Origin of the sequence: Kitasatospora sp. NPDC088783 (assembly GCF_044750705.1) — a bacterium.
Classification (GTDB): Bacteria; Actinomycetota; Actinomycetes; order Streptomycetales; family Streptomycetaceae; genus Kitasatospora; species Kitasatospora fiedleri.
Genome location: NZ_JBIVKJ010000025.1, coordinates 17,170 through 41,478 on the forward strand (window position 1 = coordinate 17,170; position 24,309 = coordinate 41,478).

Annotated in this window: 20 protein-coding genes; 15 read left to right on the top strand and 5 right to left on the bottom strand. The window is 75.3% G+C overall.

The genetic code is table 11. The annotated features are described in order from the left end of the window. Nucleotides 1-90: 90 nt before the first annotated feature. The 10 genes from ACIP60_RS35845 to ACIP60_RS35890 all read left to right on the top strand — a co-directional run bounded on the left by ACIP60_RS35845 (nucleotide 91) and on the right by ACIP60_RS35890 (nucleotide 12,399). Nucleotides 91-1,761, top strand: a complete 1,671-nt coding sequence (locus tag ACIP60_RS35845; protein WP_282202910.1) for a CTP synthase — start codon at nucleotides 91-93, stop codon at nucleotides 1,759-1,761. A gap of 112 nt (nucleotides 1,762-1,873) precedes the next feature. Further along, a complete protein-coding gene (locus ACIP60_RS35850) occupies nucleotides 1,874-2,497 on the top strand; it encodes an NUDIX domain-containing protein (RefSeq protein ID WP_400693052.1) in 624 nt (207 codons plus the stop codon). A 325-nt stretch (nucleotides 2,498-2,822) separates the two neighbouring features. After that, nucleotides 2,823-4,718 carry a tetratricopeptide repeat protein gene (locus ACIP60_RS35855; RefSeq protein ID WP_400693055.1) on the top strand — a complete coding sequence of 632 codons (1,896 nt, stop codon included), beginning with the start codon at nucleotides 2,823-2,825 and terminating at the stop codon, nucleotides 4,716-4,718. 240 nt (nucleotides 4,719-4,958) lie between these two features. After that, nucleotides 4,959-6,074, top strand: a complete 1,116-nt coding sequence (ald, locus tag ACIP60_RS35860; protein ID WP_400693181.1) for an alanine dehydrogenase — start codon at nucleotides 4,959-4,961, stop codon at nucleotides 6,072-6,074. Nucleotides 6,075-6,523: 449 nt separating this feature from the next. Continuing rightward, nucleotides 6,524-7,585: a ParA family protein gene (locus tag ACIP60_RS35865; RefSeq protein WP_199528312.1), complete on the top strand. Its 1,062-nt coding sequence runs from the start codon at nucleotides 6,524-6,526 to the stop codon at nucleotides 7,583-7,585. Between the two features lie 41 nt (nucleotides 7,586-7,626). Next, nucleotides 7,627-8,106 carry a hypothetical protein gene (locus ACIP60_RS35870; protein ID WP_100840683.1) on the top strand — a complete coding sequence of 160 codons (480 nt, stop codon included), beginning with the start codon at nucleotides 7,627-7,629 and terminating at the stop codon, nucleotides 8,104-8,106. 140 nt (nucleotides 8,107-8,246) lie between these two features. Next, complete coding sequence (locus ACIP60_RS35875) at nucleotides 8,247-9,050, top strand: segregation and condensation protein A (RefSeq protein ID WP_400693059.1); 804 nt, start codon at nucleotides 8,247-8,249, stop codon at nucleotides 9,048-9,050. Further along, complete coding sequence (gene scpB / locus ACIP60_RS35880) at nucleotides 9,047-9,868, top strand: SMC-Scp complex subunit ScpB (RefSeq protein ID WP_400693062.1); 822 nt, start codon at nucleotides 9,047-9,049, stop codon at nucleotides 9,866-9,868. The genes ACIP60_RS35875 and scpB overlap by 4 nt, the downstream gene beginning before the upstream one ends. Then, a complete protein-coding gene (locus ACIP60_RS35885; RefSeq protein WP_400693064.1) occupies nucleotides 9,868-11,202 on the top strand; it encodes a pseudouridine synthase in 1,335 nt (444 codons plus the stop codon). Before scpB ends, ACIP60_RS35885 begins: the two co-directional genes overlap by 1 nt. A gap of 219 nt (nucleotides 11,203-11,421) precedes the next feature. Continuing rightward, nucleotides 11,422-12,399, top strand: coding sequence for a helix-turn-helix domain-containing protein (locus tag ACIP60_RS35890; RefSeq protein WP_100840101.1), 978 nt, complete (start codon nucleotides 11,422-11,424; stop codon nucleotides 12,397-12,399). An 89-nt stretch (nucleotides 12,400-12,488) separates the two neighbouring features. Here ACIP60_RS35890 and ACIP60_RS35895 read toward each other — a convergent pair whose 3' ends face one another. The 3 genes from ACIP60_RS35895 to ACIP60_RS35905 are packed head-to-tail and all read right to left on the bottom strand — an operon-like array spanning nucleotide 12,489 to nucleotide 16,598. Beyond that, the gene (locus ACIP60_RS35895) at nucleotides 12,489-12,851 is read right to left on the bottom strand and encodes a DUF952 domain-containing protein (RefSeq protein ID WP_400693068.1); all 363 of its coding nucleotides are present in this window, start codon (nucleotides 12,849-12,851) and stop codon (nucleotides 12,489-12,491) included. A 49-nt stretch (nucleotides 12,852-12,900) separates the two neighbouring features. Continuing rightward, nucleotides 12,901-14,490, bottom strand: a complete 1,590-nt coding sequence (locus tag ACIP60_RS35900; RefSeq protein ID WP_400693071.1) for a mucoidy inhibitor MuiA family protein — start codon at nucleotides 14,488-14,490, stop codon at nucleotides 12,901-12,903. Between the two features lie 2 nt (nucleotides 14,491-14,492). Beyond that, entirely contained in the window at nucleotides 14,493-16,598 is a 2,106-nt protein-coding gene (locus ACIP60_RS35905) for a DUF4139 domain-containing protein (RefSeq protein ID WP_400693074.1), read from the bottom strand. Nucleotides 16,599-16,791: 193 nt separating this feature from the next. Between ACIP60_RS35905 and ACIP60_RS35910 the strand changes: the two genes are divergently transcribed. The 3 genes from ACIP60_RS35910 to der all read left to right on the top strand — a co-directional run bounded on the left by ACIP60_RS35910 (nucleotide 16,792) and on the right by der (nucleotide 20,484). Continuing rightward, entirely contained in the window at nucleotides 16,792-17,877 is a 1,086-nt protein-coding gene (locus ACIP60_RS35910; protein WP_400693077.1) for a prephenate dehydrogenase, read from the top strand. A gap of 314 nt (nucleotides 17,878-18,191) precedes the next feature. Continuing rightward, nucleotides 18,192-18,908 carry a (d)CMP kinase gene (gene cmk, locus ACIP60_RS35915; protein WP_100840098.1) on the top strand — a complete coding sequence of 239 codons (717 nt, stop codon included), beginning with the start codon at nucleotides 18,192-18,194 and terminating at the stop codon, nucleotides 18,906-18,908. 124 nt (nucleotides 18,909-19,032) lie between these two features. Next, the gene (der, locus tag ACIP60_RS35920; RefSeq protein ID WP_400693080.1) at nucleotides 19,033-20,484 is read left to right on the top strand and encodes a ribosome biogenesis GTPase Der; all 1,452 of its coding nucleotides are present in this window, start codon (nucleotides 19,033-19,035) and stop codon (nucleotides 20,482-20,484) included. Between the two features lie 224 nt (nucleotides 20,485-20,708). Here der and ACIP60_RS35925 read toward each other — a convergent pair whose 3' ends face one another. Both ACIP60_RS35925 and ACIP60_RS35930 read right to left on the bottom strand, forming a co-directional pair. Beyond that, on the bottom strand, nucleotides 20,709-21,392 hold the full coding sequence (locus tag ACIP60_RS35925) for a hypothetical protein (protein ID WP_400693083.1): 684 nt from the start codon (nucleotides 21,390-21,392) through the stop codon (nucleotides 20,709-20,711). A 16-nt stretch (nucleotides 21,393-21,408) separates the two neighbouring features. Then, a complete protein-coding gene (locus ACIP60_RS35930) occupies nucleotides 21,409-22,278 on the bottom strand; it encodes a hypothetical protein (RefSeq protein ID WP_400693086.1) in 870 nt (289 codons plus the stop codon). Between the two features lie 637 nt (nucleotides 22,279-22,915). On the opposite strand from ACIP60_RS35930, the gene ACIP60_RS35935 reads away from it, so the two are divergent. Next, nucleotides 22,916-23,704, top strand: a complete 789-nt coding sequence (locus ACIP60_RS35935; RefSeq protein WP_400693089.1) for a transglycosylase family protein — start codon at nucleotides 22,916-22,918, stop codon at nucleotides 23,702-23,704. A gap of 203 nt (nucleotides 23,705-23,907) precedes the next feature. Continuing rightward, nucleotides 23,908-24,276 carry a transglycosylase family protein gene (locus tag ACIP60_RS35940; protein WP_400693092.1) on the top strand — a complete coding sequence of 123 codons (369 nt, stop codon included), beginning with the start codon at nucleotides 23,908-23,910 and terminating at the stop codon, nucleotides 24,274-24,276. The last annotated feature ends 33 nt before the right edge of the window (nucleotides 24,277-24,309 follow it).

Genomic DNA, 24,309 nt, shown 5'->3' on the forward strand with positions numbered 1-24,309 from the left:
CGCTGGTATCCCGTGGAACTGGTGGGAACGAGGGCCGGGAGCCCCTCCACCGGCGTCACCCTCCGACACGCGACCCACGGGAGCCCCCTCTTGGCACAGCCCCATTCCGGCAAGTCGGCCAACGGCCGCGCCGTGACGACCAAGCACCTCTTCGTCACCGGGGGTGTCGCCTCTTCGCTCGGCAAGGGCCTCACCGCCTCGAGCCTCGGCGCCCTGCTCAAGGCCCGCGGCCTGCGGGTGACGATGCAGAAGCTCGACCCGTACCTCAACGTGGACCCGGGCACCATGAACCCGTTCCAGCACGGTGAGGTCTTCGTCACCGACGACGGCGCCGAGACCGACCTCGACATCGGCCACTACGAGCGCTTCCTCGACACCAACCTGCACGGCTCGGCGAACGTCACCACCGGCCAGGTCTACTCCACCGTGATCGCCAAGGAGCGGCGCGGCGAGTACCTCGGCGACACCGTCCAGGTCATCCCGCACATCACCAACGAGATCAAGTCCCGGATCCGCCGGATGGCGACCGAGGACGTCGACGTGGTGATCACCGAGGTCGGCGGCACCGTCGGCGACATCGAGTCGCTGCCGTTCCTGGAGGCCGTCCGCCAGGTCCGCCACGAGGTCGGCCGGGACAACGTCTTCTTCGTGCACGTCTCGCTGCTGCCGTACATCGGCCCGTCCGGCGAGCTGAAGACCAAGCCCACCCAGCACTCGGTGGCCGCGCTGCGCAACATCGGCATCCAGCCCGACGCGATCGTGCTGCGCGCCGACCGCGAGGTGCCGCAGGCCATCAAGCGCAAGATCTCGCTGATGTGCGACGTCGACGAGGAGGCCGTGGTCGCCGCGATCGACGCCAAGTCGATCTACGACATCCCCAAGGTGCTGCACGGCGAGGGCCTGGACGCGTACGTGGTGCGCCGCCTGGACCTGGCCTTCCGCGACGTGGACTGGACGGTCTGGGACGACCTGCTGCGCCGCGTCCACGAGCCGCAGCACGAGGTCAAGGTCGCGCTGGTCGGCAAGTACATCGACCTGCCGGACGCCTACCTGTCGGTGACCGAGGCGCTGCGGGCCGGCGGCTTCGCCAACAACGCCCGGGTGCAGATCAAGTGGGTCGCCTCGGACGACTGCGAGACCCCCGAGGGCGCGCAGGAGCAGCTCGGCGACGTGGACGCGGTCTGCATCCCCGGCGGCTTCGGCGACCGCGGCGTGGACGGCAAGGTCGCCGCGATCACCTACGCCCGCGAGCACAAGGTGCCGCTGCTGGGCCTGTGCCTGGGCCTGCAGTGCGTGGTCATCGAGGCCGCCCGCAACCTGGCCGGCCTGCCGGAGGCCAACTCCACCGAGTTCGACGCCGCCGCGAAGTACCCGGTGATCTCGACCATGGCCGAGCAGCTGGCCATCGTCGACGGCAAGGGCGACCTGGGCGGCACCATGCGCCTGGGCCTGTACCCGGCGAAGCTCGCCGAGGGCTCGATCGTGCGCGAGGTGTACGGCGGCGAGCAGTACGTCGAGGAGCGCCACCGCCACCGCTACGAGGTCAACAACGCCTACCGCGCCGACCTGGAGAAGACCGGCCTGCAGTTCTCCGGCCTCTCCCCGAAGGGCGACCTGGTCGAGTACGTCGAGTACCCGCGCGAGGTGCACCCCTACCTGGTCGCCACCCAGGCCCACCCCGAGCTGAAGTCCCGCCCGACCCGCCCGCACCCGCTGTTCGCGGGGCTGGTCGCGGCGGCGATCGACCGCAAGATCGGCTGAGCGCCCCTTGGCGCGCGGAGCGCCCGTCGGGATCTTCCCGGCGGGCGCTCCGGCGTGTCGCGGGGCGGCGTCCGGTAGATTGTGTCTATCTGACGAGAAGGGGTGGTGCCCGGTGGCCGGGATTCACGACGTGGCCGAGGAGTGGGACGTCCGGGACGGGAGCACGCCCTTCCGGGGCAAGGTGACCGGCGTGCGCAGCGAGCAGGTCCGGATGCCCGACGGGACGTGGGCGCAGCGCGACTACCAGCTGCACCCCGGGTCGGTCGCGGTGCTCGCGCTCGACGGGGACGGACGGGTGCTGACCCTGCGCCAGTACCGGCACCCCGTCCGGCACCGGCTGTGGGAACTCCCGGCGGGGCTGCTCGACGTCCCCGGCGAGAACCCGCTGCACGCGGCGCAGCGGGAACTCTTCGAGGAGGCCCACACCAAGGCCGGGCACTGGCGCGTCCTGGTCGACTTCTTCACCTCGCCCGGCGGCAGCGACGAGGCGGTCCGGCTCTTCCTCGCGACCGACCTGTCGGACGCGGACGGCGAGCGCTACGAGGCGCACGGCGAGGAGCTGGAACTGGAGGCGGCCCGGGTGCCGCGGGAGGAACTCGTCCGGCTGGTCCTGGCGGGCGAACTCCACAACCCGACCCTGGTCACCGGCGTCCTGGCGCTCAGCGCGGCCCTGGCGGGCGAGGGCCTCGACGCGCTGCGGCCCGCCGACGCGGAGTGGCCGGCCCGGCCGTACTGAGCCTGAACAAACGGGGGCGCGGGGAACTGCGCGACCGGCCGTGTGAACGTCGGCGGGGATCGCGGGACAGTGCGACTCGTCGTCCTGCGTCGCGATCCGGCGGTGGGTGCGCGGTGGGCCGCGCAGTTCCCCGCGCCCCTGGTTTCGCCTCGTCGCGCAGGTCTCCCCGCGCCCCCGGTTTCGTCTTCGCTTTGCTCCAGCGAGGTGATTCGGCCGTTGGTCATACCGGGGCGTCTCGGCGGGGCGGGGTGATCGAACTACGCTTCGCGGACAGGGCCCGGTGCGCGGGTCGGGTTCGCTGGGCGACGGGTCGGGAGTGGCGCGGGTGGCGAGGAAGACGGCGGCGGTGGCCGAGGCGGCCGGGATCTTCGACGCGTTGCCCGCGGGGGCCCGGCCGTTCGCCGGGCGGGGGGCGGAGCTGGCGGCGCTGACGCTCGCCGCGGGGCGGCCCGCGCAGGGGCGCGGGCGGCTGCTGGTGCTGGCGGGGCGGCCCGGTTCGGGGCGCAGCGCGCTCGCGGTGCGGTGGGCGAGGTCGGTGGCCGGCGACCACCCGGACGGGCTGCTGTACGCGCGGCTGTCCGCGCCGGACGGCAGCCGGGTGGGGGCCGGGCGGGCCGCCCGGATGCTGCTGGACCAGCTGGGCGAGCGGCCCGGCGCGGCGCTGCTGCCCGGCGCGGCCGAGGAGGACCCGGCCTGCGAGGCGCTGCGCGAGGCGCTCGGGCAGCGCCGGGCGCTGGTGCTGCTGGACGACGTCCGGGACGCCGGGCAGGTGTGGCCGCTGCTGGCGGAGAAGACCGAGTCGCTGCTGCTGGCCACCACCTCGGGGCCGCTGGTGGGCATCGACGGCATCGACCCGGTGATCCTCGGCGGGCTGGACCACCGGGCCGCGGTGGACCTGCTGGGCGAGCTGGTCGGCGGGACCAGGATCTCCTGCGACCCGGTGGGCGCCGCCGACCTGGCCGAGGCGTGCGCCAACCGCCCGGCCGCGCTGCGCCTGGCGGCGGGCTGGCTGCGCACCGAGCCCCGGCTGGCGGTCACCGACGCCGCCGCCCGGCTGCGCACCGTCCCGGGGCCCGCCCCGGCGGCGGTGGAGGGGCCGCAGCGGCCCGCGGACCCGGAGCGGGAGACGGTGCCGGTGGTGGAGGGCGACCCGCTGCGCGGGGCGTTCGAGCTGGCGTACCGGCGGCTGCCCGCGGCCCGGGCCCGGCTGCTGCGGCTGTGCATGCTGGCGCCCGGCCAGCGGGTCGACCTGCGCACGGCGTCCGCGCTGGTGGGCTGCCCGGCGCCGGAGGCGGGGGCGGCGCTGGCCGAGCTGGCGCAGCTGGAGCTGCTGGAGGGCGAGCCGGACGCGGCGGACGGCACCGCGCGCTACCGGGTGCCGGGCCGGCTGTACGGGCGGCTGGTGGAGCTGCGCGGGGAGGCCGACCGCCCGTCCGAGGTGGAGCTGGCCCGGGCCCGGCTGCTGGAACGGCTGGTGCGGCTGGTGGACTCGGCCCGCCTGCTGCTGGACCCGGCGGCCGGCCCCAACCCGGACCCGCTGCCCGGCCCGCTGCGGCTGCGCACCGCCGCGCACGCCGAGGGCTGGCTGCTGGGGGAGCGCGAGCTCCTGCTGACGGCCGTCGCCGACGCGGTCGGCCAGGGCGACCTGGACGGCTCCGCGGGCCGCCTGGTCACCGCCCTGCTGCGGGCCCTGCCGCTGACCGGCGAGGCGGCCCCCGCCGACCTGCACGCCCTGCACGAGTCGGTGCTGAAGGTCGCCGAGCGGCAGGGCAACCCGCGCCGGGCCGCCGCCGCGCTGCTGAACCTGGGCGACCTGCAGGCCGCCGCCGGGCGCTGGGAGCAGGCGGGCGAGCGCTACCGCCGGGCCGTCGAGCTGGCCCGCGGGGCGGGCGACGAGGCGGGCTGCGCCCGCGCGCTGGAGGGCGTGGGCCACGGGCACCGGGCGCTCGGCGACCCGCTGCGCGCCGCCGACGCGTACGGGCGGGCCCTGGTGCTGCGGCAGGCGCTGGGCGACCAGCCGGCCGAGGCCCGGCTGCTGGTGCACCTGGCGGAGGCGCACGCCGGGCTGCGGCGCTTCGAGGAGGCGCTGCGCGAGTACCGCTCGGCGGCCGCGGTGCTGCGCCGCACCGGCGACGCGCGGGGCGAGCGGGAGGTCGCGGCGCTGGCCGCGCGGCTCCAGCGGCACCTCGGCCAGGAGGGCCGCCACCCGCTTCCGGAGTAATGTCGTAGATGCGGGGTTCGCCCCGCAATGTGGCCCGGGAAGGCGCGCAAGCCTACGAACCTGCCAATGAGTCCGGCTGATTTAGTCACTTTGGAAGGCTGACACGCCGACTGGGCTTCATTACACTCGAACTCAGTCGCGCATAGGTCCATGCACCGGCCTGTCCGTTGTGCCCTTCATGTGCGTCGCCCGCCGGGCTTCCCCGGCAGGTATCCCCCATGGCAAGAGGACGTGTTAGCCGTGAAGGTCGGCATCCCCCGCGAGGTCAAGAACCACGAGTACCGCGTGGCCATCACGCCTGCCGGTGTGCATGAGCTGGTCCGCAACGGCCACGAGGTCGTCATCGAGGACAACGCCGGCGTCGGCTCCTCGATCCCCAACGAGGAGTACGTGGCCGCCGGTGCCACCATCCTCCCCACCGCCGACGAGGTGTGGGCCGCGGCCGACATGATCCTCAAGGTGAAGGAGCCCATCGCGCAGGAGTACCACCGCCTGCGCAAGGGCCAGACCCTCTTCACCTACCTCCACCTGGCCGCCGACCGGGCCGGCACCGACGCGCTGGTCGCCTCCGGCACCACCGCGATCGCCTACGAGACGGTGCAGCTGCCCAACGGCGCGCTGCCGCTGCTCGCCCCGATGTCCGAGGTCGCGGGCCGGCTGGCCCCGCAGGTCGGCTCCTACCACCTGATGCGCCCGGCCGGCGGCCGCGGCGTGCTGCCCGGCGGCGTGCCCGGCACCCACCCGGCCAAGGCGGTCGTCATCGGCGGCGGCGTCTCCGGCTGGCACGCGGCCACCATCGCCATCGGCATGGGCTACGAGGTGACCCTGCTCGACCGCGACATCAACAAGCTGCGCGAGGCCGACAAGGTCTTCGGCACCAAGGTCAAGGCGATCGTCTCCAACTCCTTCGAGCTGGAGAAGGCCGTCGTCGAGGCCGACCTGGTGATCGGCGCCGTGCTGATCCCGGGCGCCAAGGCCCCCAAGCTGGTCACCAACGAGCTGGTCGCCAAGATGAAGCCGGGCTCCGTGCTCGTCGACATCGCCATCGACCAGGGCGGCTGCTTCGAGGACTCGCACCCCACCACGCACGCCGAGCCGACCTTCCGGGTCCACGACTCGGTCTTCTACTGCGTGGCCAACATGCCGGGCGCCGTCCCCAACACCTCCACCTACGCGCTCACCAACGCGACCCTGCCGTACGTGGTCGAGCTGGCCAACCGCGGCTGGAAGGAGGCGCTGCGCCGGGACGCCGCGCTCGCCAAGGGCCTGAACGTGCACGAGGGCCAGATCACCTTCCCGGCCGTCGCCGAGGCCTTCGGCCTGGAGTCGGTCTCCCTGGAGAGCGTGCTCGCCTGACGCCCCCTCACCCGCTGTCGCCCCCGGCCGTCCTTCCCCTTCGCGCCGGGGGCTTCGGCATGCCCGGGGAGCGGCCGGGCGGCCCGGTGGTGACCGCCGGCGGTCAATTCCGGTGCGGTTTGTCACCCGCTCTGTCGACAAGGACACCTGACGGGCCCTCACGGCCCGCCGCGGGGGCGGAAACGTTAGGCTCGTGTCTTGACACGGGGTGGGTGAACGGCCGACACACACGGCCCACTACCGTGGATTGTGTTGCTGCGAATGCCCGAAACGGCCTAGAGTCGCAAACCGTTGGCATGCTGCCACGCTGACGAATCGACATAGAGTCCTGGACGTCCAAGGAGGTAAGACGACTTGTGAATGAGTCGACATTTGCTCCCGGGGGTGGTCAGCCAGGACTGGCGGAGCTCTCCGCCGGGCAGCCGAACGAGGAAGCCCGGCAGGCCACGGTGGGCGCGCAGGAGGTCGGCTCGGTCGCGGTCCGCACCTTCGAGGCCCGCCAGAGCGCGGCGGCAGCCGCCACCGACTACGACGCCGACTTCGCCGCGTACGGCCTGGCCTACAGCGAACTCGGCTACGGGCCCTACGACGACCCGGACGCCGAGTACGAGCCCGACCCCGAGTACGCCGCCACCCTGGCCCCCGACGCGGCCCGCCAGCGCCGCGAGCGGGTCGGCCCGACCGGCCGCCCGCTGCCGTACTTCCCGATCCCCGCGCCGCTCGCCGAGCACGGCCCCGCGCAGATCATCGCGATGTGCAACCAGAAGGGCGGCGTCGGCAAGACCACCTCCACCATCAACCTGGGCGCGGCGCTCGCCGAGTACGGCCGCCGGGTCCTGCTGGTGGACTTCGACCCGCAGGGCGCGCTCTCGGTCGGCCTCGGCGTCAACCCGATGGAACTCGACGTCACCGTCTACAACCTGCTCATGGAGCGGGGCCTGACGGCCGACGAGGTCCTGCTGAAGACCGCCATCCCCGGCATGGACCTGCTGCCGTCCAACATCGACCTGTCGGCCGCCGAGGTGCAGCTGGTCAGCGAGGTGGCCCGGGAGTCGGCGCTGGCCCGCGCGCTCAAGCCGCTGCTGCCCGACTACGACTACGTCATCATCGACTGCCAGCCCTCGCTGGGCCTGCTCACCGTCAACGCCCTGACCGCCGCGCACAGCGTCATCGTCCCGCTGGAGTGCGAGTTCTTCGCGCTGCGCGGTGTCGCGCTGCTCACCGAGACCATCGAGAAGGTCTGCGAGCGGCTCAACCCCGAGCTGCGGCTGGACGGCATCCTGGCCACCATGTACGACTCGCGCACCGTGCACTCGCGCGAGGTGCTGGCCCGGGTCGTCGAGGCGTTCGGCGAGCACGTCTTCCACACCGTCATCGGGCGGACCGTCAGGTTCCCGGAGACCACCGTGGCCGGCGAGCCGATCACCACCTACGCCACCAACTCGGTCGGCGCGGCCGCCTACCGCCAGCTCGCCAGGGAGGTGCTCGACCGGTGCCGCCCCGCCGAGTGAGCCTCCCGGGGGCCGACGAACTGTTCCGGGCAACCGGCGGAATGGCCCTGTCGCCCTCGCTCGCGCGCAACAACGGCAACGGCTCCGGCCCCGCGAACGGCACCGTTCCGGTGAACGGCGCGGCCCCCGCCGGGCAGGAACCCCCCGGGAGCGGCGAGGGCGCCGCTCCCGCACCGCGCACCGCCGAGGTGCCGGCCGCCAGACCGGAGGCCGCCCCGGCGGCCCCTGCGGGGCGCGCGGAGGACCCCGCAGAGGCCCGCCGGACGGCCCCGGCCACGGTGCGCGGACGCGGACGGGCCCGGCGGCCCTCCGGGCGGGAGCGGCACGACGAGAAGATCACCGTGTACGTGTCCGCCGAGGAACTGATGGACCTGGAGCACGCCCGCCTGGTGCTGCGCGGCGAGCACGGCCTGGCCGTGGACCGCGGCCGGGTCGTCCGCGAGGCCGTCGCGGTGGTCCTGGCGGACCTGGAGCAGCGCGGCGAGGCGTCGATCCTGGTGCGCAGGCTGCGCGGCCGCTGAGGGCCGCCGCGGGGCGCTGCGGGGGCGCTGCGGGGGCGCTCCGGGCGGGCGGGCGGGCCGCCCGGCGGGCGCGCGGTTTCCCCGCGCCCCGGTGCCGCGTCCGCCGTCGCGCCCCGGGGCGTCTGCCAGAATGTTCCGTTATGGCGTTCCAGGTCCGATTGGAGAACTTCGAGGGGCCGTTCGACCTGCTGCTCGGACTGATCGCCAAGCACCGGCTGGACGTCACCGAGGTGGCGCTGTCGAAGGTCACCGACGAGTTCGTCGCGCACATCAGGGCGATGGGCCCGGAGTGGGACCTGGACGCGGCGACCGAGTTCCTGGTGGTCGCGGCGACCCTGCTGGACCTCAAGGCGGCCCGGCTGCTGCCCGCCGCCGAGGTCGAGGACGAGGAGGACCTGGCGCTGCTGGAGGCGCGCGACCTGCTGTTCGCGCGGCTGCTGCAGTACCGGGCGTACAAGAAGGTCGCGGCGCTGTTCGCGGAGCGCTGGGAGGGCGAGGCGCTGCGCCGGCCGCGGACGGTCGCGCTGGAGCCGCAGTACGCGCTGCTGCTGCCCGAGGTGGTGCTGTCGATCGGCCCGGAGCGCTTCGCCCGGCTGGCGGCGAAGGCGTTCGCGCCCAGGCCGCGGCCGGTGGTGTACGTCGACCACATCCACGTGCCGCCGGTGAGCGTGCGCGAGCAGGCCGCGCTGGTGGTGGAGCGGCTGCGCGCGCTCGGCACGGCCACCTTCGGGCAGCTGGCGGCCGACGCGGACGGCACCCTGGTGGTGGTGGCCCGGTTCCTGGCGCTGCTGGAGCTGTACCGGGAGAAGGCGCTGGCCTTCGAGCAGCCGCGGGCCCTGGAGGAACTGGTGGTGCGCTGGGTCGCCGCGGACGACCGGGCGGTCGAGGTCACCGACGAGTTCGACCGCCCCGCGGGCGGCGGCGAGGAAGGCGGTACGGCATGACGGAGCGGCCCGCGCGCCGGTCCCTGGGGCTGCCGGGCGCGCACCGGCCCGGGGAGTGGCAGGAGTCGGCGTACCCGGACGGCGCCCGGATCGAACCGGTGGAGCGCGTCCTGGCGCTACCGGAACCGGAACCGGAACCGGGATCGGAGCCGGCACCCGAAGTGGTGGCGCCGCCGGAGCCGGGGGGCGTCCCGCTGCGGGCGGCGCTGGAGGCGGTGCTGATGGTCGCCGACGAGCCGGTGGCGGAGGGCAGGCTGGCCGCCGTACTGGACGCGCCGAAGGCCGAAGTGGCCGCTGTGCTGCGGGAGTTGGCCGCCGAGTACACGGCGCAGGGGCGCGGTTTCGAGCTGCGGCAGGTGGCCGGCGGGTGGCGGTTCTACAGCCGCGCGGAGTGCGCCGAGGCGGTCGAGCGGTTCGTGCTGGACGGGCAGCAGGCCCGGCTGACGCAGGCCGCGCTGGAGACGCTGGCGGTGGTCGCGTACCGGCAGCCGGTGTCGCGCGGGAGGGTTTCCGCGGTCCGTGGTGTGAACTGCGACGGCGTGATGCGTACCCTGGTACAGCGAGGACTGGTCGAAGAAGCCGGCACCGAGCCCGAGACCGGAGCGATCCTGTATCGGACGACGAACTACTTCCTGGAACGGATGGGGCTGCGCGGCCTGGACGAGCTGCCGGAGCTCGCGCCCTTCCTGCCCGAGGTCGACGACGTGGAAGCGGAGTCCCTGGAGGGCACGATGATCGCGCAGGCGGTCGCCGCCGCACAGGAAGGGCCGAGGCCGAACCAGGCCGACCAGACGGATATCGACGTACGGACATTTTGATGCGTAGCAGTGGCAACGGTGGCAACGGCAGGAACAGCGGCGGCCAGGGCCGGGGCGGGCAGGGCGGCCGCGGCGGCCAGCAGGGCGGGGGCCGGGGCGGATCGTCGTCCTACGGCGGCGGCAGCGGTGGCGGCCAGGGCCGCGGCGGGCAGTCCGCGCGCGGCGGTTCGGGCTCCGGCTCGTACGGCGGCGGCAGCGGCACCCGTGGCGGCTCGGGCTCGTACGGCGGCGGGCAGTCCGCGCGCGGCGGCTCGGGCGCGGGCTCGTACGGCGGCGGCGGTGCCCGTGGCGGTTCGGGTTCCGGCTCGTACGGTGCGGGCTCGCGCGGCGGCAGTGGCGGCGGGCGGGGCGAGGAGCGGCGCTACCCGGACCGCCCGCTGCGCCCGGAGGAGCGCCGGTACGACCGGCCCGAGTACGGCGGCGGGCCGAACGCGACGCCCGGGCGCGGCGCGTACGACTCCCGCAAGCCCGGGGCGGCGCCCCGGCCGCGCCGGGAGGGGCAGGGCGCGCCCGGCGACCCGCGGCGCCAGCCGCAGCGCTCCCGGGAGCTCCAGGGCCGGATCGAGGACCGGGTGCTGGCCCGGCACGAGGGCCCCGGCAAGGAGGTCGGCGAGGAGGGCGAGCGCCTGCAGAAGGTGCTGGCGCGGGCCGGCATGGGCAGCCGCCGGGCCTGCGAGGAGCTGATCTCGCAGGGCCGGGTCGAGGTCAACGGCGAGCCGGTGCTGGAGCAGGGCCGCCGGGTCGACCCGGTGAAGGACGAGATCAAGGTGGACGGCCTGACCGTCGCCACCCAGTCCTACCTGTTCTTCGCGCTCAACAAGCCGGCCGGCGTGGTCTCCACCATGGAGGACCCCGAGGGCCGGCAGTGCCTGGGCGACTACGTGACCAACCGGGAGACCCGGCTGTTCCACGTCGGCCGCCTGGACACCGAGACCGAGGGCATCATCCTGCTCACCAACCACGGCGAGCTGGCCCACCGCCTCACCCACCCCCGGTACGGCGTCACCAAGACCTACCTGGCGGCGATCCAGGGCCCGCTGCCGCGCGACCTGGGCAAGACGCTCGCCAAGGGCGTCGAGCTGGAGGACGGCTGGGCCCGCGCCGACAGCTTCAAGGTGGTCTCCAACCTCGGCAAGAACTACCTGGTCGAGGTGACCCTGCACGAGGGCCGCAAGCACATCGTGCGCCGGCTGATGGCCGAGGTCGGCTTCCCGGTCGAGAAGCTGGTGCGCACCGCGTTCGGCCCGATCTCGCTGGGCGACCAGAAGTCCGGCTGGCTGCGCCGTCTGACCAACCCCGAGGTCGGCACCCTGATGCGCGAGGTCGGCCTGTAGCCGAGACCGCCACCGGAGCCCGTCCGCCGTGCCACGGCGGACGGGCTCCGGCGCGTGCGCGGACCGGCTTTGCCGGGTCTTGACATGTGAGGCGCACCGCACGGCCTTGCCATCGTTCCGCCCGGTGGCAGAAGATTGCCACCGAAGTTCGCCCCGGCGCGTGGCGGAAGTGCGCCACCGCGTCAGGCCACCAGGGCGGCGGGGGAAGGAAGCACCACCATGCTGGACGCATTCACCGTGCTGGGCCTCGGCCTGACCGACGGCCAGGTGTACGCCGCGCTGGTCGTCGCGCCGCAGTCCACCGCCCAGGAGCTGGCGGAGCACTGCGGCCTGACCCTGGAGCAGTGCCGGGCGGCCCTGGACCGGCTCGCCGAGCAGGGCATGGCCACCCGCGCCCCGGTCGACCGGGAGCGCTACCTGTCGGTCGCCCCCGACGTCGCCATCGGCACCCTGATCGGCCACCGCGAGGCCGAGCTGCGCTCCGCCCGGGCCGAGATGCACCGGCTGATGGACGCCTTCCGGGAGGCCTCCCGGTACACCGACCCGGCGCACTCGGTGGAGGTGCTCACCGGCGGCGAGGCGATCGCCCAGCGGCTGGAGCACCTGATCGAGTCCAGCCAGTACCAGATCCGCGGCTTCGACTGCCCGCCGTACGTGCAGGACCCGACGGTCGAGCAGCCCCGGCAGCGGGCCAAGCTCAAGTCTGGGGTGCGGATCCGCACCGTCTTCGACAAGGAGGCGATCGCCTGGCCCGGGCGCCTGGAGCAGGAGATCCTCACCGGCGTCGAGGACGGCGAGGAGGCGAGGGTCCGGCCGGTGCTGCCGATGAAGATGATGATGGCCGACGACAAGATGGCGATCATCCCGATCAGCGTCGGCGACAGCGTGCTGGACGCCGCGTACGTGATCCACCCCTCCGCGCTGCTCCAGGCCCTGGACGCGCTGTTCGAGGCCGAGTGGGAGCGCGCGGTGCCGCTGCAGACCGTGCTCGGCGACGGCGAGGGCCCCGGGCCGGAGGCCGACCACCTCAAGCTGCTGGGCCTGCTCGCGGCCGGCCTCACCGACGAGTCGATCGCCCGCTCGCTGGGCTGGAGCGCCCGCACCACCCAGCGCCGCCTCCAGGGCCTGATGCGGGAGCTGGGTGCCACCACCCGCTTCCAGGCGGGCATGGCGGCCCGGGAGCGCGGCTGGCTCTGAGCGCCGGGCCCGCCGGCGGCCGGTGACGGGCCGTCAACGCCCGCCGACGGCCCCGTGCGGGCCCCGGGCGGCGCCCCGGGCCCCGGGGGTCAGCTCCAGGGCCGCAGCGCCGCCCAGCGCCCGTCCGGGCCGCGCTCCAGCTTCTCCAGGCCCAGCACCGCCGTCCGGTTCAGCCGCCCGTACACGTGCGGGAACAGCACCCCCTCGGCGGTGCCCGGAGGCGGCCCGCCGGTGGCCGCCTCCCACTTCACCATCGGCTCGACCAGCGACTCCTCGATCAGCAGCGCCATCAGCGGCTCCGGGGCGTCCCGGAAGAACGCGTTGGCCACCGCCAGCACCGTGGGCTCGTCCGGCGAGCAGTGCAGGAAGCCCTCGGTCAGCAGCGACGCGGCGGTGTACGGCCGGCCCGGGTCGCGCAGCCAGTCGTCCAGCGGGGCGAGGTGGTAGATCATGCCTCTGTTGTACCCCTCCCGGGCCGGGTCGCCGGGCCGGGGGCGCGGCTCACAGCCCCGCCACCTTCGCCGTCGCCGCGATCTCGTACACCAGCGTCACCGTGCGCCGCCCGCCCGGCGGCAGCGGCACCTCCCAGCGGACGATGCCCTCGGCGTCCAGCTCGTCCGGCGGCGGCGAGCAGTGCTCCTTGCGCAGCCGCACCTGCACCGCCGACACCTCCGAGACCGGGATGCGCTCGCGCAGCACCACCACCCGCTCGCCGTGCTCGTCCGGGCCGGAGAAGCGCGACAGGTGCAGCCGCACCGTGCGGGTCACCAGGGTGCGCTGGCCGCCCAGGCCCGCGCCCTCCCGGCGCTCGTCCGCCTCCCGGACCACCCGCAGGCCGTCCGAGGAGCCGAACGCCAGCCGCACCGGCGCGCCCGGCGCGGTGAACTCCAGCGCGCCCCGGCCGGTGTAGCCCGAGCCGCGCACCAGGTCCACCGGTCCGGCCAGCAGCGCGTGCCCCGCCGCGTTGCGGAACGACACCACCTCCGTCACCGCGTCCGACAGCTCCGGCGCCGCCGCGTACTCGCTGCGCGCCGCCGCCTCGAACACGCTCACCGGCACCCGGTGCGCCCGCCCGTCCGCGGGCACCGACACCGGGCCGTCCACCCGCAGCACCCGCACCTCGCCGCCGTCGTCCACCCCCGGCAGGCCCGGCTCCAGCGGACCGGCGTCCGCGACGGCCTGCTCGCGCAGCTCCACCTCGACGGTCTTCTTCTCCTGCGCCGAGCGCTCCCGCAGCACCAGCCGGTCCTCGGCCAGCGCCGGCGGCTCGCCCGCCGACGCCGACCGCGCCGTCGACAGCGTCAGCCGCACGTCCGACCAGTCCTCGCCGGTGCGCTGCCACACCACCGCGTCGCTCTCCAGTCGCAGCCGGCCGTCCACCAGCTCCGCCCGGTACGCCGGGCGCCACAGCGCGCACGCCACCAGGTGCCCCACCCGGGCCAGGAACCGGCCCGGCGCGGCGCACTCCACCGACAGCTCCACGAACGCCAGCAGCTCGGCCGGCTCCCGCTCGGCGAGGTCCAGCGCCTCCTCGGCCCGGGCCAGCTCGGTCGCCAGCTCCACCGAGCGCAGCCGCGAGGCCCGCAGCCGCTCGCCGTACGACTCCCGCTCCGCGTCCACCCGGTCCAGCTCGCGCGACCAGCGGGCCTGCTCCAGCTCGCCGCTGCCCGCGCCCTCGCCGATCTCCCGCAGCAGGTCCGCCGCCAGCTGGCCGAGCAGCGCCAGCCGGGCCTGCAACCGCTCCTGGCGGCGCGACTCGGCCAGGTGCTCGCGCTCCAGGTCGTGCACCCGGCGGCGCAGCGCCGAGTCCTCCGGCCCCGGCGGCAGCGGCACCGGCGGCTGCCAGGACCGCACCAGCCGCACGTCCAGCACCTTCGCCCCGCCGCCGGGCGCGCCGTCCGCGTCCAGCAGCGCCGCGTGCAGCGAGCGGTCCACCGCCAGCGCCGTCACCGGGCCCAGCCGCAGCCGGTGCACGCCCGGCGACAGCTCCAGTTCCGCCGTCCGCTCCAGCTGCGCCCGGTCCTCCAGACAGGTCACGGCCGTCACCGGAAGGGCGATCGTCTCCTCGGCCACGTTCCACTCCTCCGGCACGTTCAACTCCTCCGGTTCCCGCCGACCACGGCCTTGCCGGCCGGGATGCGGACCACATAACCGCCCGTCAGCTCCACCGAACCGCCGGGCGGCACCACCACCCGGCGGATCCGCGCCGAGGCGGGCACCTCGGCGGACGGCTCGGCCGGCGGCGACCAGCCCGGCCGCTCCTCGATCCGCACCTCCGGGTCGCCCGGGACCGGGACCCGCTCGCGGACCTCCACCGACGCCTCGTGCGGCAGCCGGTTCACCAGCTCGATCCGCACCCCGTGGTCGAGCACCGTCGTCGAGTTCAGCACCCCCGACGTCGACTCCCGCACCTCGGTGTGCCGGGCCACCCGCAGCTCCTCCGCCCGGCCCAGGCCCACCTCCCGCACCCCGCCCGGCGCCAGCGTCGGCAGCGCCGCCGTCAGCAGGAAGTCGCCGTCTACCGACACCTCCACCGGACCGGCCAGCAGCGCGTGCGCCGTCGCGTTCGACAGCTCCAGCACCGCGTACACCGCCTCCTCCACCGAGGGCACCGTCACGTAGCTGGTGCGCACCCCCACCGGCAGCTCCGCCACCGCCACCGTGTGCCACACCCCGTCCGAGGGGACGTGCGCCGGGGCCTGCGCGTCGAAGCGGTGGTCGAAGGCGCCCGCCGACTCGCGCGGCGGCGCCCCGAAGCGCGGCAGCGGCAGCCGCCCCACCGCCTCCGCCTCGTGCAGCGCGCCCCCGCCCGCCCCGGGCCGCGCGGGCTCCGGGAACAGCCGGCCCCGGCGGTACGACTCCTCCTCCGGGCCCGCCAGCACCATCGCCGGGTAGTCCAGCTGGTCGGCGGACGGGCGCGGGTCGGGCGCGGCGGCCGGCGCGAAGTCCGCGAACGGCTCGGGGGCCGCCCCGCCGTAGCCCTGCGGCGCCCCGCCGAACGCTTGCGGCGCCCCGCCGTACGCCTGGCCGGGCGGCGCCGCGCCCGCCGGGGCCGGGGCCGGGGGCGGCGGGGGAGCGGACGCGGCCACCGGCGCCACCGGTGCCATCGGCGCCATCGGCACCGGCGGGGCCGTCGGGACGAACCCCGGCGCCCCCGCGGCGCCCGCCGGACCCCAGGCCCGGGCCGACGCCCGCCGGGCCGACGGCCGGGGCGCGGGCTTCGGCGCGGGCACCGGGCCACCGCCCGCCACCGCCACCGGCGCCGACGCCGCGTACGGCTCCGGCTTCGCGCGCTGCGCGTCCTGCCAGCCCGCGAACAGGTCGTCCAGGCCGGCCGGCTGGGCCCGCCACCCCGAGGGCGCGGGCGCCGCCTGCCGGCGGCCGATCCGCAGCGAGGCCAGCTCCGGCAGCGCGCCCGAGCGCACCAGGCTCGCCGTCGACAGCGCCAGCCGCACCCCCGACCAGTCCTCGCCGGTGCGCTGCGCCACCGACGCCCGCAGCACCAGCCGCGCGGTGCGCTCGCCCCGGCGGTGCGCCAGCCGGTACGTCGGCACCCACACCGCGCCCGGCACCGCGTACTCCACCTCCAGCTCCACCGGGCCCGCGCCGCGCACCGTCAGCTCGGCGCACGCCCCCGCCTCCACGCCGCCCGGCCGCTCGGCGCTCGAACGGGCGTCCGCGCGCTCCTCGGCCACCAGCAGGGCGTGCTCGGCCAGCCGGACCTCCTGGGCCAGCTCCACCGCCCGCTCCTGCAGCACCTCCAGCCGGGTGTCCACGAACTCCGCCAGCGCCAGCACCGCGTCCGCCGGAGCCCGCCGGTGCCCCTCGTCCCGGCGCCGCTGCGGCGGCACCGCGCGCAGCGCCGCGACCTCGGCGATCCGCTCCTCCAGCCGCGCGCGGCGCTCCTCCACCAGCTCGACCCGGGCCCGGAGCTCCTTCAACTCCTGCTCCCAGGCGGGCCGTTCGTCATCGGAGCGGACCCGGGCCGGGTACTCCAGCCGGGCCTCGGCGACCCGCCCGTCACCCGACAGCACCCGCACCCGCAGCGACCCCGCCGCGGCCAGCCGGGGCAGCCCCGCCACCCGCACCCGGCCGTCCGCCGGCACCACCCCCGACGCCCGGCGCCGGCACACCGCGCCCGCCGCGTGCACCACCACCGACTCCAACCCGGACTCCCACACCGCCCGTTTCCCCGCCACCTGTCCCCCTTCGCCCGTCGGCCCGCACCCCGGACCCGGGCGCCCAGTCTGCACCCAACCCCCGCCACCACACCCGGATTTCCCCTGCGCGTCGGCCCACGGGCCCCGCCGGGGCGGTATGCGCGGCCACCGGGGCGTACGAGAGGATGGGGCCCGACACCCCTTGACCGCACCCGGGAGACGAGAAGCCGCCATGCGCACAGCCGCCGTCATCGGCACCGGACTGATCGGCACCTCCGCCGCGCTCGCCCTCACCCGCCGGGGGATAAGCGTCCACCTGGAGGACGCCGACCAGGACGCCGCCCGCACGGCCGCCTCGCTCGGCGCGGGCACCACCGAGCTCCCCGACGGGCCCGTCGACCTGGCCGTCATCGCCGTCCCGCCCGCCCTGGTCGGCAAGGTCCTCGCGGACTGCCAGCGGCGCGGCCTGGCCCGCTGCTACACCGACGTCGCCAGCGTCAAGGCCGGGCCGCGCGGCGAGATCGCCGCGCTCGGACTCGACACCGTCCACTACATCGGCTCGCACCCGATGGCCGGCCGCGAACGCTCCGGGCCGCTCGCCGCCACCGCCGACCTGTTCGAGGGCCGCCCCTGGGTGCTCACGCCCACCGCCGACACCGACACCGAGACGCTCAACGCCGCGCTCGAACTCGTCGCCCTCTGCGGGGCCATGCCGATCGTGATGGACGCCGCCGACCACGACCGGGCCGTCGCCCTCGTCTCGCACGCCCCGCAACTGCTCTCCTCGCTGGTCGCCGCCCGGCTCGAACACGCCGACGAGACCGCCGTCCGGCTCTCCGGCCAGGGCGTGCGCGACGTCACCCGGATCGCCGCCTCCAACCCCGCGATGTGGATCGACATCCTCTCCGCCAACGCGGGCGTGGTCGCCGACGTCCTCGACGACCTCGCCGCCGACCTCGCGGACACCGTCACCGCGCTGCGGGCCCTCCAGGCCGCCGACGAGGGCGAGCGGCGCGCGGGCGCGGCCGGCATCGAGGCCGTCATGCGCCGCGGCAACACCGGCCAGGCCCGCATCCCGGGCAAGCACGGGGCGCCGCCCACCCGCTACGAGACAGTCACCGTCGTCCTCGGCGACCAGCCCGGCGAACTCGGCCGCCTCTTCGGCGAGGTCGGCGCGCTGGGGGTGAACATCGAGGACGTGACGATCGAGCACTCGACGGGCCAGCAGGTCGGGCACGTGCAGTTGGCCGTCGCGCCGGCGATGGTGCGGGTGCTGGCGGCGGGGTTGCGCGAGCGGGGGTGGGGGGTGCGGGACTAGGGGGTCCGCTGCGCGGGGCTCTGGGGACGCGGGAGAGGGAGCCGCTGCGCGGGGCTCTGGGGACGTGGGAGAGGGAGCCGCTGCGCGGGGCTCTGGGGGGTGGGGGAGAAGAGGACCAGCAAGGTCGGTCACGTGTGGTTGGCTGTTGCGCCGGTGATGGTGCGGGTGCCGACGGCGGGGCTGCGCGAGCGGAGGGGGTGGTCGGCCTGTGGGGGAGGGGGCTGGCGGGGGGTTTCGCCGGGCGGGTCGGGGGTGGGCGGGTGTCCATTAACCTTGAGGGTGAGTTCTTGTGTCGTGAGAGAGAGGTTCGCCCCGTGGACAGTGTCGACCGAGCGTCGAGCGGCCCGGTCGTCGTCGCCATCGACGGACCTTCGGGGTCCGGGAAGTCGACCGTGTCGCGGGCGGTGGCCGCGCGGCTGGGGCTGAGCTTCCTGGACACCGGCGCGATGTACCGGGCGATGACCTGGTGGATGCTCGCCAACGAGGTGGACGTCGAGGACGCGGAGGCGGTGGCGATCGCCTGCGGGAAGCCGGTGATCGTGTCCGGGACGGACGCCGCCGGGCCGACCATAACCGTGGACGGGCAGGACGTGTCCGGGCCGATCCGCGGCCCCGAGGTGACCGCCAAGGTGAGCGCCGTGGCGGCCGTCCCGGCGGTCCGCGCCCGGCTGGTGGAGCTGCAGCGCGGCTGCGCCTCGCACGCCGAGCGCGGGATCGTCGCCGAGGGCCGGGACATGGGCTCGGTGGTGTTCCCGGGAGCCACCGTGAAGGTGTTCCTGACCGCGTCCGAGCGGGCCCGGTCCGAGCGCCGGGCCGCAGAGCTGCGGGCGAAGGGCGTGGACGAGGCGACCATCACCGCGATGGCCGCCGACCTGGCCCGCCGGGACGCCGCGGACTCCTCCCGGGAGACCGCCCCGCTGACCCAGGCCGCCGACGCGGTGCTGGTGGACACCAGCGAACTCACCCTCGACCAGGTGATCGACACGATCGCCGACCTGGTCGAGCAGAAGGCCGGCCTGACCGCTGCCTAGCGGCACCGGGACCGGAACAGCACCATCCCGACCGCGCGAGATCCGCGCGGTCCGCGCTGCCCGCGGGGCAGGTACGCACGGCACGCCCCTGGGAAGGGCCGGGCCGGGAAACGGAAAACGGAACATGAGCAACGACACCACCGCCCAGCACGGCGGCCTCGGTGACGCCGAGTACGCCGAGTTCATGGCGCTGGCCGCCGAGGAGGGCTTCGACGGCGAGGAGGTCGAGGCCGACCTGGACGGCACCGGCCCGCTGCCGGTGCTGGCCATCGTCGGCCGGCCGAACGTCGGCAAGTCCACCCTGGTCAACCGCATCATCGGCCGCCGCGAGGCGGTCGTCGAGGACCGCCCCGGCGTCACCCGCGACCGGGTCAGCTACGAGGCCATGTGGGCCGGGCGCCGGTTCAAGGTCCTGGACACCGGCGGCTGGGAGATCGACGTCCTCGGCCTGGACGCGATGGTCGCCGCGCAGGCCGAGCTGGGCATCGAGCAGGCCGACGCGGTGCTCTTCGTGGTGGACGCCAAGGTCGGCGCCACCGACACCGACGACGCCCTGGTCCGGCTGATCCGCCGCTCCGGCAAGCCCGTGGTGCTGTGCGCCAACAAGGTCGACGGCCCGTCCACCGAGGCCGAGGCCGCCTACCTGTGGTCGCTCGGCCTGGGCGAGCCCTACCCCGTCTCCGCGCTGCACGGCCGCGGCTCCGGCGACCTGCTGGACGCCGTCCTGGCCGTCCTCCCGGAGGCCCCGCCGCAGCTGTTCGGCGACGGGTACGCGCCCGGCGGCCCGCGCCGGGTCGCGCTGATCGGCCGGCCGAACGTCGGCAAGTCCAGCCTGCTCAACAAGGTGGCCGGCGAGGACCGGGTGGTGGTCAACGAGCTGGCCGGCACCACCCGCGACCCGGTCGACGAGCTGATCGAACTCGGCGGCAAGACCTGGAAGTTCATCGACACCGCCGGTATCCGCCGCCGGGTCCACCAGACCGCCGGCGCCGACTTCTACGCCTCGCTGCGCACCTCCGCCGCGCTGGACAAGGCCGAGGTCGCGGTCGTCCTGGTCGACGCCAGCGAGACGCTCGCCGAGCAGGACACCCGGATCATCTCGATGGCCGTCGAGGCCGGGCGCGCCGTGGTCATCGCCTACAACAAGTGGGACCAGCTGGACGAGGAGCGCCGCTTCTACCTGGAGCGCGAGATCGAGCGCGACCTGGTGCAGGTGCAGTGGGCGCCCCGGGTGAACGTCTCGGCCAAGACCGGCCGCCACATGGAGAAGCTCGTCCCGGCGATCGAGACCGCGCTGGCCGGCTGGGAGACCCGCATCCCGACCGCCCGGCTGAACGCCTTCCTCGGCGAGCTGGTCGCCGCGCACCCGCACCCGATCCGCGGCGGCAAGCAGCCGCGCATCCTGTTCGGCACCCAGGCGGGCACCCGCCCGCCGCGGTTCGTGCTGTTCGCGTCCGGTTTCCTGGAGGCGGGCTACCGCCGGTTCGTCGAGCGCCGGCTGCGCGAGGAGTTCGGCTTCGAGGGCACCCCGATCTCGATCTCGGTCCGGGTCCGGGAGAAGCGCAAGAAGAAGTAGCAGGAGCGAAGGCGCAGAAGTAGGGGCGGGAGAAGGGGAGAGGGGGGCGGGCCCCCCCCCCCGCCCCCGCCCCCCCCCGGGGGGGGGGCCCGCCGGGGGGCGGGGGGGGCGGGGCGGGCGCGGGGGGGGGGGCGGCCCGCGCCGGGGCCCCCCCCCCCGGGGGCCCCCCCCCCCCCCCCCCCCCCCTCTCCCCTTCTCGTGGTGCTCTCCGGCGCGGTGCCGGGTCAGGCGTCCCGGCCCGGGGGCAGGGACAGTACCGAGCGGTGCCGCCCGCCCGGGGTGCCGCCGGGGGCGGGGGAGCCGCCCGGGGCGCCCAGGTAGCCGGAGGCCACCCAGCCCTGGCCGTTGGCCTGCGCGGCGGAGGTCTGCGCGGGCATGAACTGCGGGGCGCCCGGGGCCTGCCCGGCGTACGTGTCGAACGACTGGTGCTGCTGCGCGTACGCCAGGGCGCCCGGCCGGTCGGGGGCCTCGCGCGGGTGCGCGGCGGACGGGGACGCCGGCTGGGGCTGCGGTTCGCGGACCGCGAAGCCGGTGAACCGCATCCCCTCCTCGCCGGAGCGGTCGCCGGGCAGCGCCCGGAACATCCGCCGGTACTCGGAGTACAGCGTGTCGTAGATCGGGGTGGCCGACACCGGGTGCTCGGCGTCGTACGACGGGCGCATGTTCGGGATCGCCCGGCCGGCGCCGCCGGGGCCGGACTGGGCGGAGGGACGGCCGGGGGACGCGAGGTCGTAGCTGTACACGTAGGAGCCAACGAGCGAGACCGGCTTGGGATGCGGGGGCGCCGCCCCCAGTCCTCGCCCGGTCGGGGTGCCCGTGCCCTGGTCAACGCCGCTGCGGGCGGCCGGGACCGCCGGGGCGTCGGGGCCGTCCGGGGCGGTGGCCGGGTCGTTCACGGGGTCGGTCATCGGCGCGCCCCCGCTCTCAGGTGCCGGCCAGCGGGAGCATGCCGGCGGCGAGCAGGCCGCGGGCGGCGGCCCGGTCCATGGCGATCCGCAGCAGGTCCTCGCGGGGCTGGCGGCCGATGGTGCCGGCCGGCACCGCGTACATGATCACCTCGGACTTGCGGGCCGCCGCGGCCCGCCACCCCGGGGTGACCTGGAGCGGCTGGTGGGCCTGCCACCAGGCGGCCGAGCCGCCGTTCGCCGAGGGCTGGAGGATCGCGTGCAGCTGCCCCATCGCCATCAGCACCGACCAGCCGGCCCGCGGCCGGGCCGGCGCCTGGTTGACGTCCTGGACGATCTGGAAGCCGTGCTCGGTGAGCAGCGAGAGGAACTCGTCCTCGCCGTGCACGCTGCCCGGGCGGCCCACCGGCCCGGTCGGCTCGACCACCAGCGCGGCGTGCTGGGTGTCGCCGCACAGCACGATGCCGCAGGTCACGCCGAGCACCGCGGGCTGCGGCTGGCCGGGCGGCGCGGTCGGCGGGGCGGTGATCGGCTCCGGGATGTCCACCCGGAGCGCGGGCTGCGGCGCGGCGGGCCCGGCGGGCGGGGCCACCGGGTCGACGGCGGCGCCGCCGCCCTGGCCGATCGACTCGACCGCGCCGCGCAGCTGCTGCTCGTCCACCGGCACCACCTGGGACGGGACGCAGCGGGCGTGCGCGAAGGCCAGCACCGCGGTCTCCTCGCCGACGAACAGGACGGTGCTGGTGGGCTCGTACAGCGAGTCGCCCGGTTGTCGGCAGGAGGTGCAGTCGTACGCGTCGGGGGCGTGGGCACCCGCGAGCAGGCTCTCGGCCTCGTCGTCGCCGATCTCGGCGCGTACGTCCTCGCTCACCTCAAGCATGCGCGGCACTAGCAGACTCCTCGTTCGCCCTGACGTTCCAGGTGCTCGTTCGGGTGCCCCGGGCGGGACCTCCCGGGCGCGCGGCGCGGGGAGCGCCGACCGCCATTACCAACGGGAGGTTGTGGCTGGGGTCACGGGTGGACGGCCGGGCGACGGAATTTGCGCGGCTTCTGATCGCTCCGTGTGTGCGGAGGATCACCTTCCGTCGACACTGTGCGCGACCTCACACGGGTTTCGGTGTGACCGGGGCCATATCCACATATGGTTTGATCTTGGAAAAAGCGGATGAAACGGACATTTACTTGCGATGGCCATGATCGATACCGCCGGTAACACTGCTTTGACCTGGGGTGTCCCGAAACTGTTTGGCGCCGCGGAGTCCGAATCGTAGGTTTTTGCCCGGTGCAACGAGCACCTCCCGGGTTCACCCCCGACGCACGGCCCCCCTCCGGCTCACCCCGGAACCCGGGCCCTGCGCCCACCGGCGCGACGGCAGCCAGCCGCCGCCGGGGATGCGGACAGGTGGCCGGGGCGGCAACGGCACGTCCGACACGTGACCGGTCGCCCAACGGACTTGGCGAGCGAGCACGGCCCCGCCGGGGCCTGGTTCCGCCTGCCCTATCCCGGGGTTGTTGAGAGGAATCTCATGGCTTTCCGTAACGAGACCGCCGCTGCCACCACCGCCCCCAAGCGCAACCGCGTCCGCGCGGCTGTCGTGGGCGGCGCCCTGCTCGCCGTCCCGGTGGCCGGCCTCGTCACGGCCACCTCGGCCTCCGCCGCGGACGTCTCGACCTGGGACAAGGTCGCCCAGTGCGAGTCGACCGGCAACTGGTCGATCAACACCGGCAACGGCTTCTACGGTGGCCTGCAGTTCACCTCCTCCACCTGGGCCGCCTTCGGCGGCACCGCCTACGCCCCGCAGGCCAACCAGGCCACCAAGGCGCAGCAGATCGCCGTCGCCGAGAAGGTCCTGGCCTCGCAGGGCCCGGGCGCCTGGCCCGTCTGCTCCGTGAAGGCCGGTCTGACCAAGGGCGGCGCGCCGGCCCAGGTCGACACCTCGTCCGGTAGCTCCTCCTCGTCCGCTTCGTCCTCGAAGTCGACCTCCTCCTCGAAGTCGACCTCGTCCTCCGCGAAGTCGAACAGCGCCGCCTCGGGCGACTCCGCCAAGGCCTCCCGCTCCGAGTCCCGCACCCAGGCCCCCAAGGCCGCCGCGCAGGAGACCCCGAAGCAGACCTGGAAGAACAAGCCCGCCGCGGCGACCACCGACACCAACACCGCCAAGTCCGGCAACAGCTACACCGTGAAGTCCGGCGACACCCTGTCCAAGATCGCGGACAGCCTGGGCGTCGACTGGCACACCCTGTACACCAGCAACTCCGGTGTCGTGGGCGGCAACCCGGACCTGATCTACCCGGGCCAGGTCCTCTCCGTCTGACCCACCCCCGCGGAAGCACCGCTTCCCCCGGGGCCGCCCGTCGGCCCCACCCCGTCGGCGTGAAGCCGCCACCCCGTACCCCGGGGGTGGCGGCTTCCGCCGTTCCCGGGGCGCGCGGCGGCGCAAGGGGGCAGGGGCGGGGGACCACCCGCTCGGCGGTGTCCGGAGGGTGGTGCGGCGGGTGCGGTGCGTAGCGTCGGGGGATGCGAATACCTCTGCGGATACCCCCCTCGTCCGGCCGGGCGCTGATCGCGCTCGGCCTGCTGCTCCCCGCCGCCGTCACGACGGCCGGTACGCCCGCCGCCGCCCGCCAGGCGGTGTCCGACGCGGTGTGGGACCGGCTCGCCGACTGCGAGAGCGACGGCGACTGGCAGGCCGACACCGGCAACGGCTACTACGGCGGCCTGCAGATCTGGCCGCCCACCTGGCGGGAGGCGGGCGGCCTGCGCTACGCCGACCGCCCCGACCGCGCGAGCCGGCGGCAGCAGATCACGGTGGGCGAGGAGATCCTGCGCCGCCAGGGCTGGAACGCCTGGGGCTGGTGCGCGCGGAAGATCGGGGTGCTGGAGTAGGCGGGGCGGGGGTGTGCCGCCGTGGCCGGGGCA

What these genes read in the sequence shown, in the direction of transcription:
- ACIP60_RS35925 (WP_400693083.1), bottom strand. Translation starts at nt 21,392, where the DNA reads ATGACCGACCCCGTGAACGACCCGGCCACCGCCCCGGACGGCCCCGAC.
- ACIP60_RS35870 (WP_100840683.1), top strand. Translation starts at nt 7,627, where the DNA reads ATGGCCCTGTCGCCCTCGCTCGCGCGCAACAACGGCAACGGCTCCGGC.
- ACIP60_RS35940 (WP_400693092.1), top strand. Translation starts at nt 23,908, where the DNA reads ATGCGAATACCTCTGCGGATACCCCCCTCGTCCGGCCGGGCGCTGATC.
- ACIP60_RS35895 (WP_400693068.1), bottom strand. Translation starts at nt 12,851, where the DNA reads ATGATCTACCACCTCGCCCCGCTGGACGACTGGCTGCGCGACCCGGGC.
- ACIP60_RS35885 (WP_400693064.1), top strand. Translation starts at nt 9,868, where the DNA reads ATGCGTAGCAGTGGCAACGGTGGCAACGGCAGGAACAGCGGCGGCCAG.
- ACIP60_RS35935 (WP_400693089.1), top strand. Translation starts at nt 22,916, where the DNA reads ATGGCTTTCCGTAACGAGACCGCCGCTGCCACCACCGCCCCCAAGCGC.
- der (WP_400693080.1), top strand. Translation starts at nt 19,033, where the DNA reads ATGAGCAACGACACCACCGCCCAGCACGGCGGCCTCGGTGACGCCGAG.
- ACIP60_RS35910 (WP_400693077.1), top strand. Translation starts at nt 16,792, where the DNA reads ATGCGCACAGCCGCCGTCATCGGCACCGGACTGATCGGCACCTCCGCC.
- scpB (WP_400693062.1), top strand. Translation starts at nt 9,047, where the DNA reads ATGACGGAGCGGCCCGCGCGCCGGTCCCTGGGGCTGCCGGGCGCGCAC.
- ACIP60_RS35875 (WP_400693059.1), top strand. Translation starts at nt 8,247, where the DNA reads ATGGCGTTCCAGGTCCGATTGGAGAACTTCGAGGGGCCGTTCGACCTG.
- ACIP60_RS35890 (WP_100840101.1), top strand. Translation starts at nt 11,422, where the DNA reads ATGCTGGACGCATTCACCGTGCTGGGCCTCGGCCTGACCGACGGCCAG.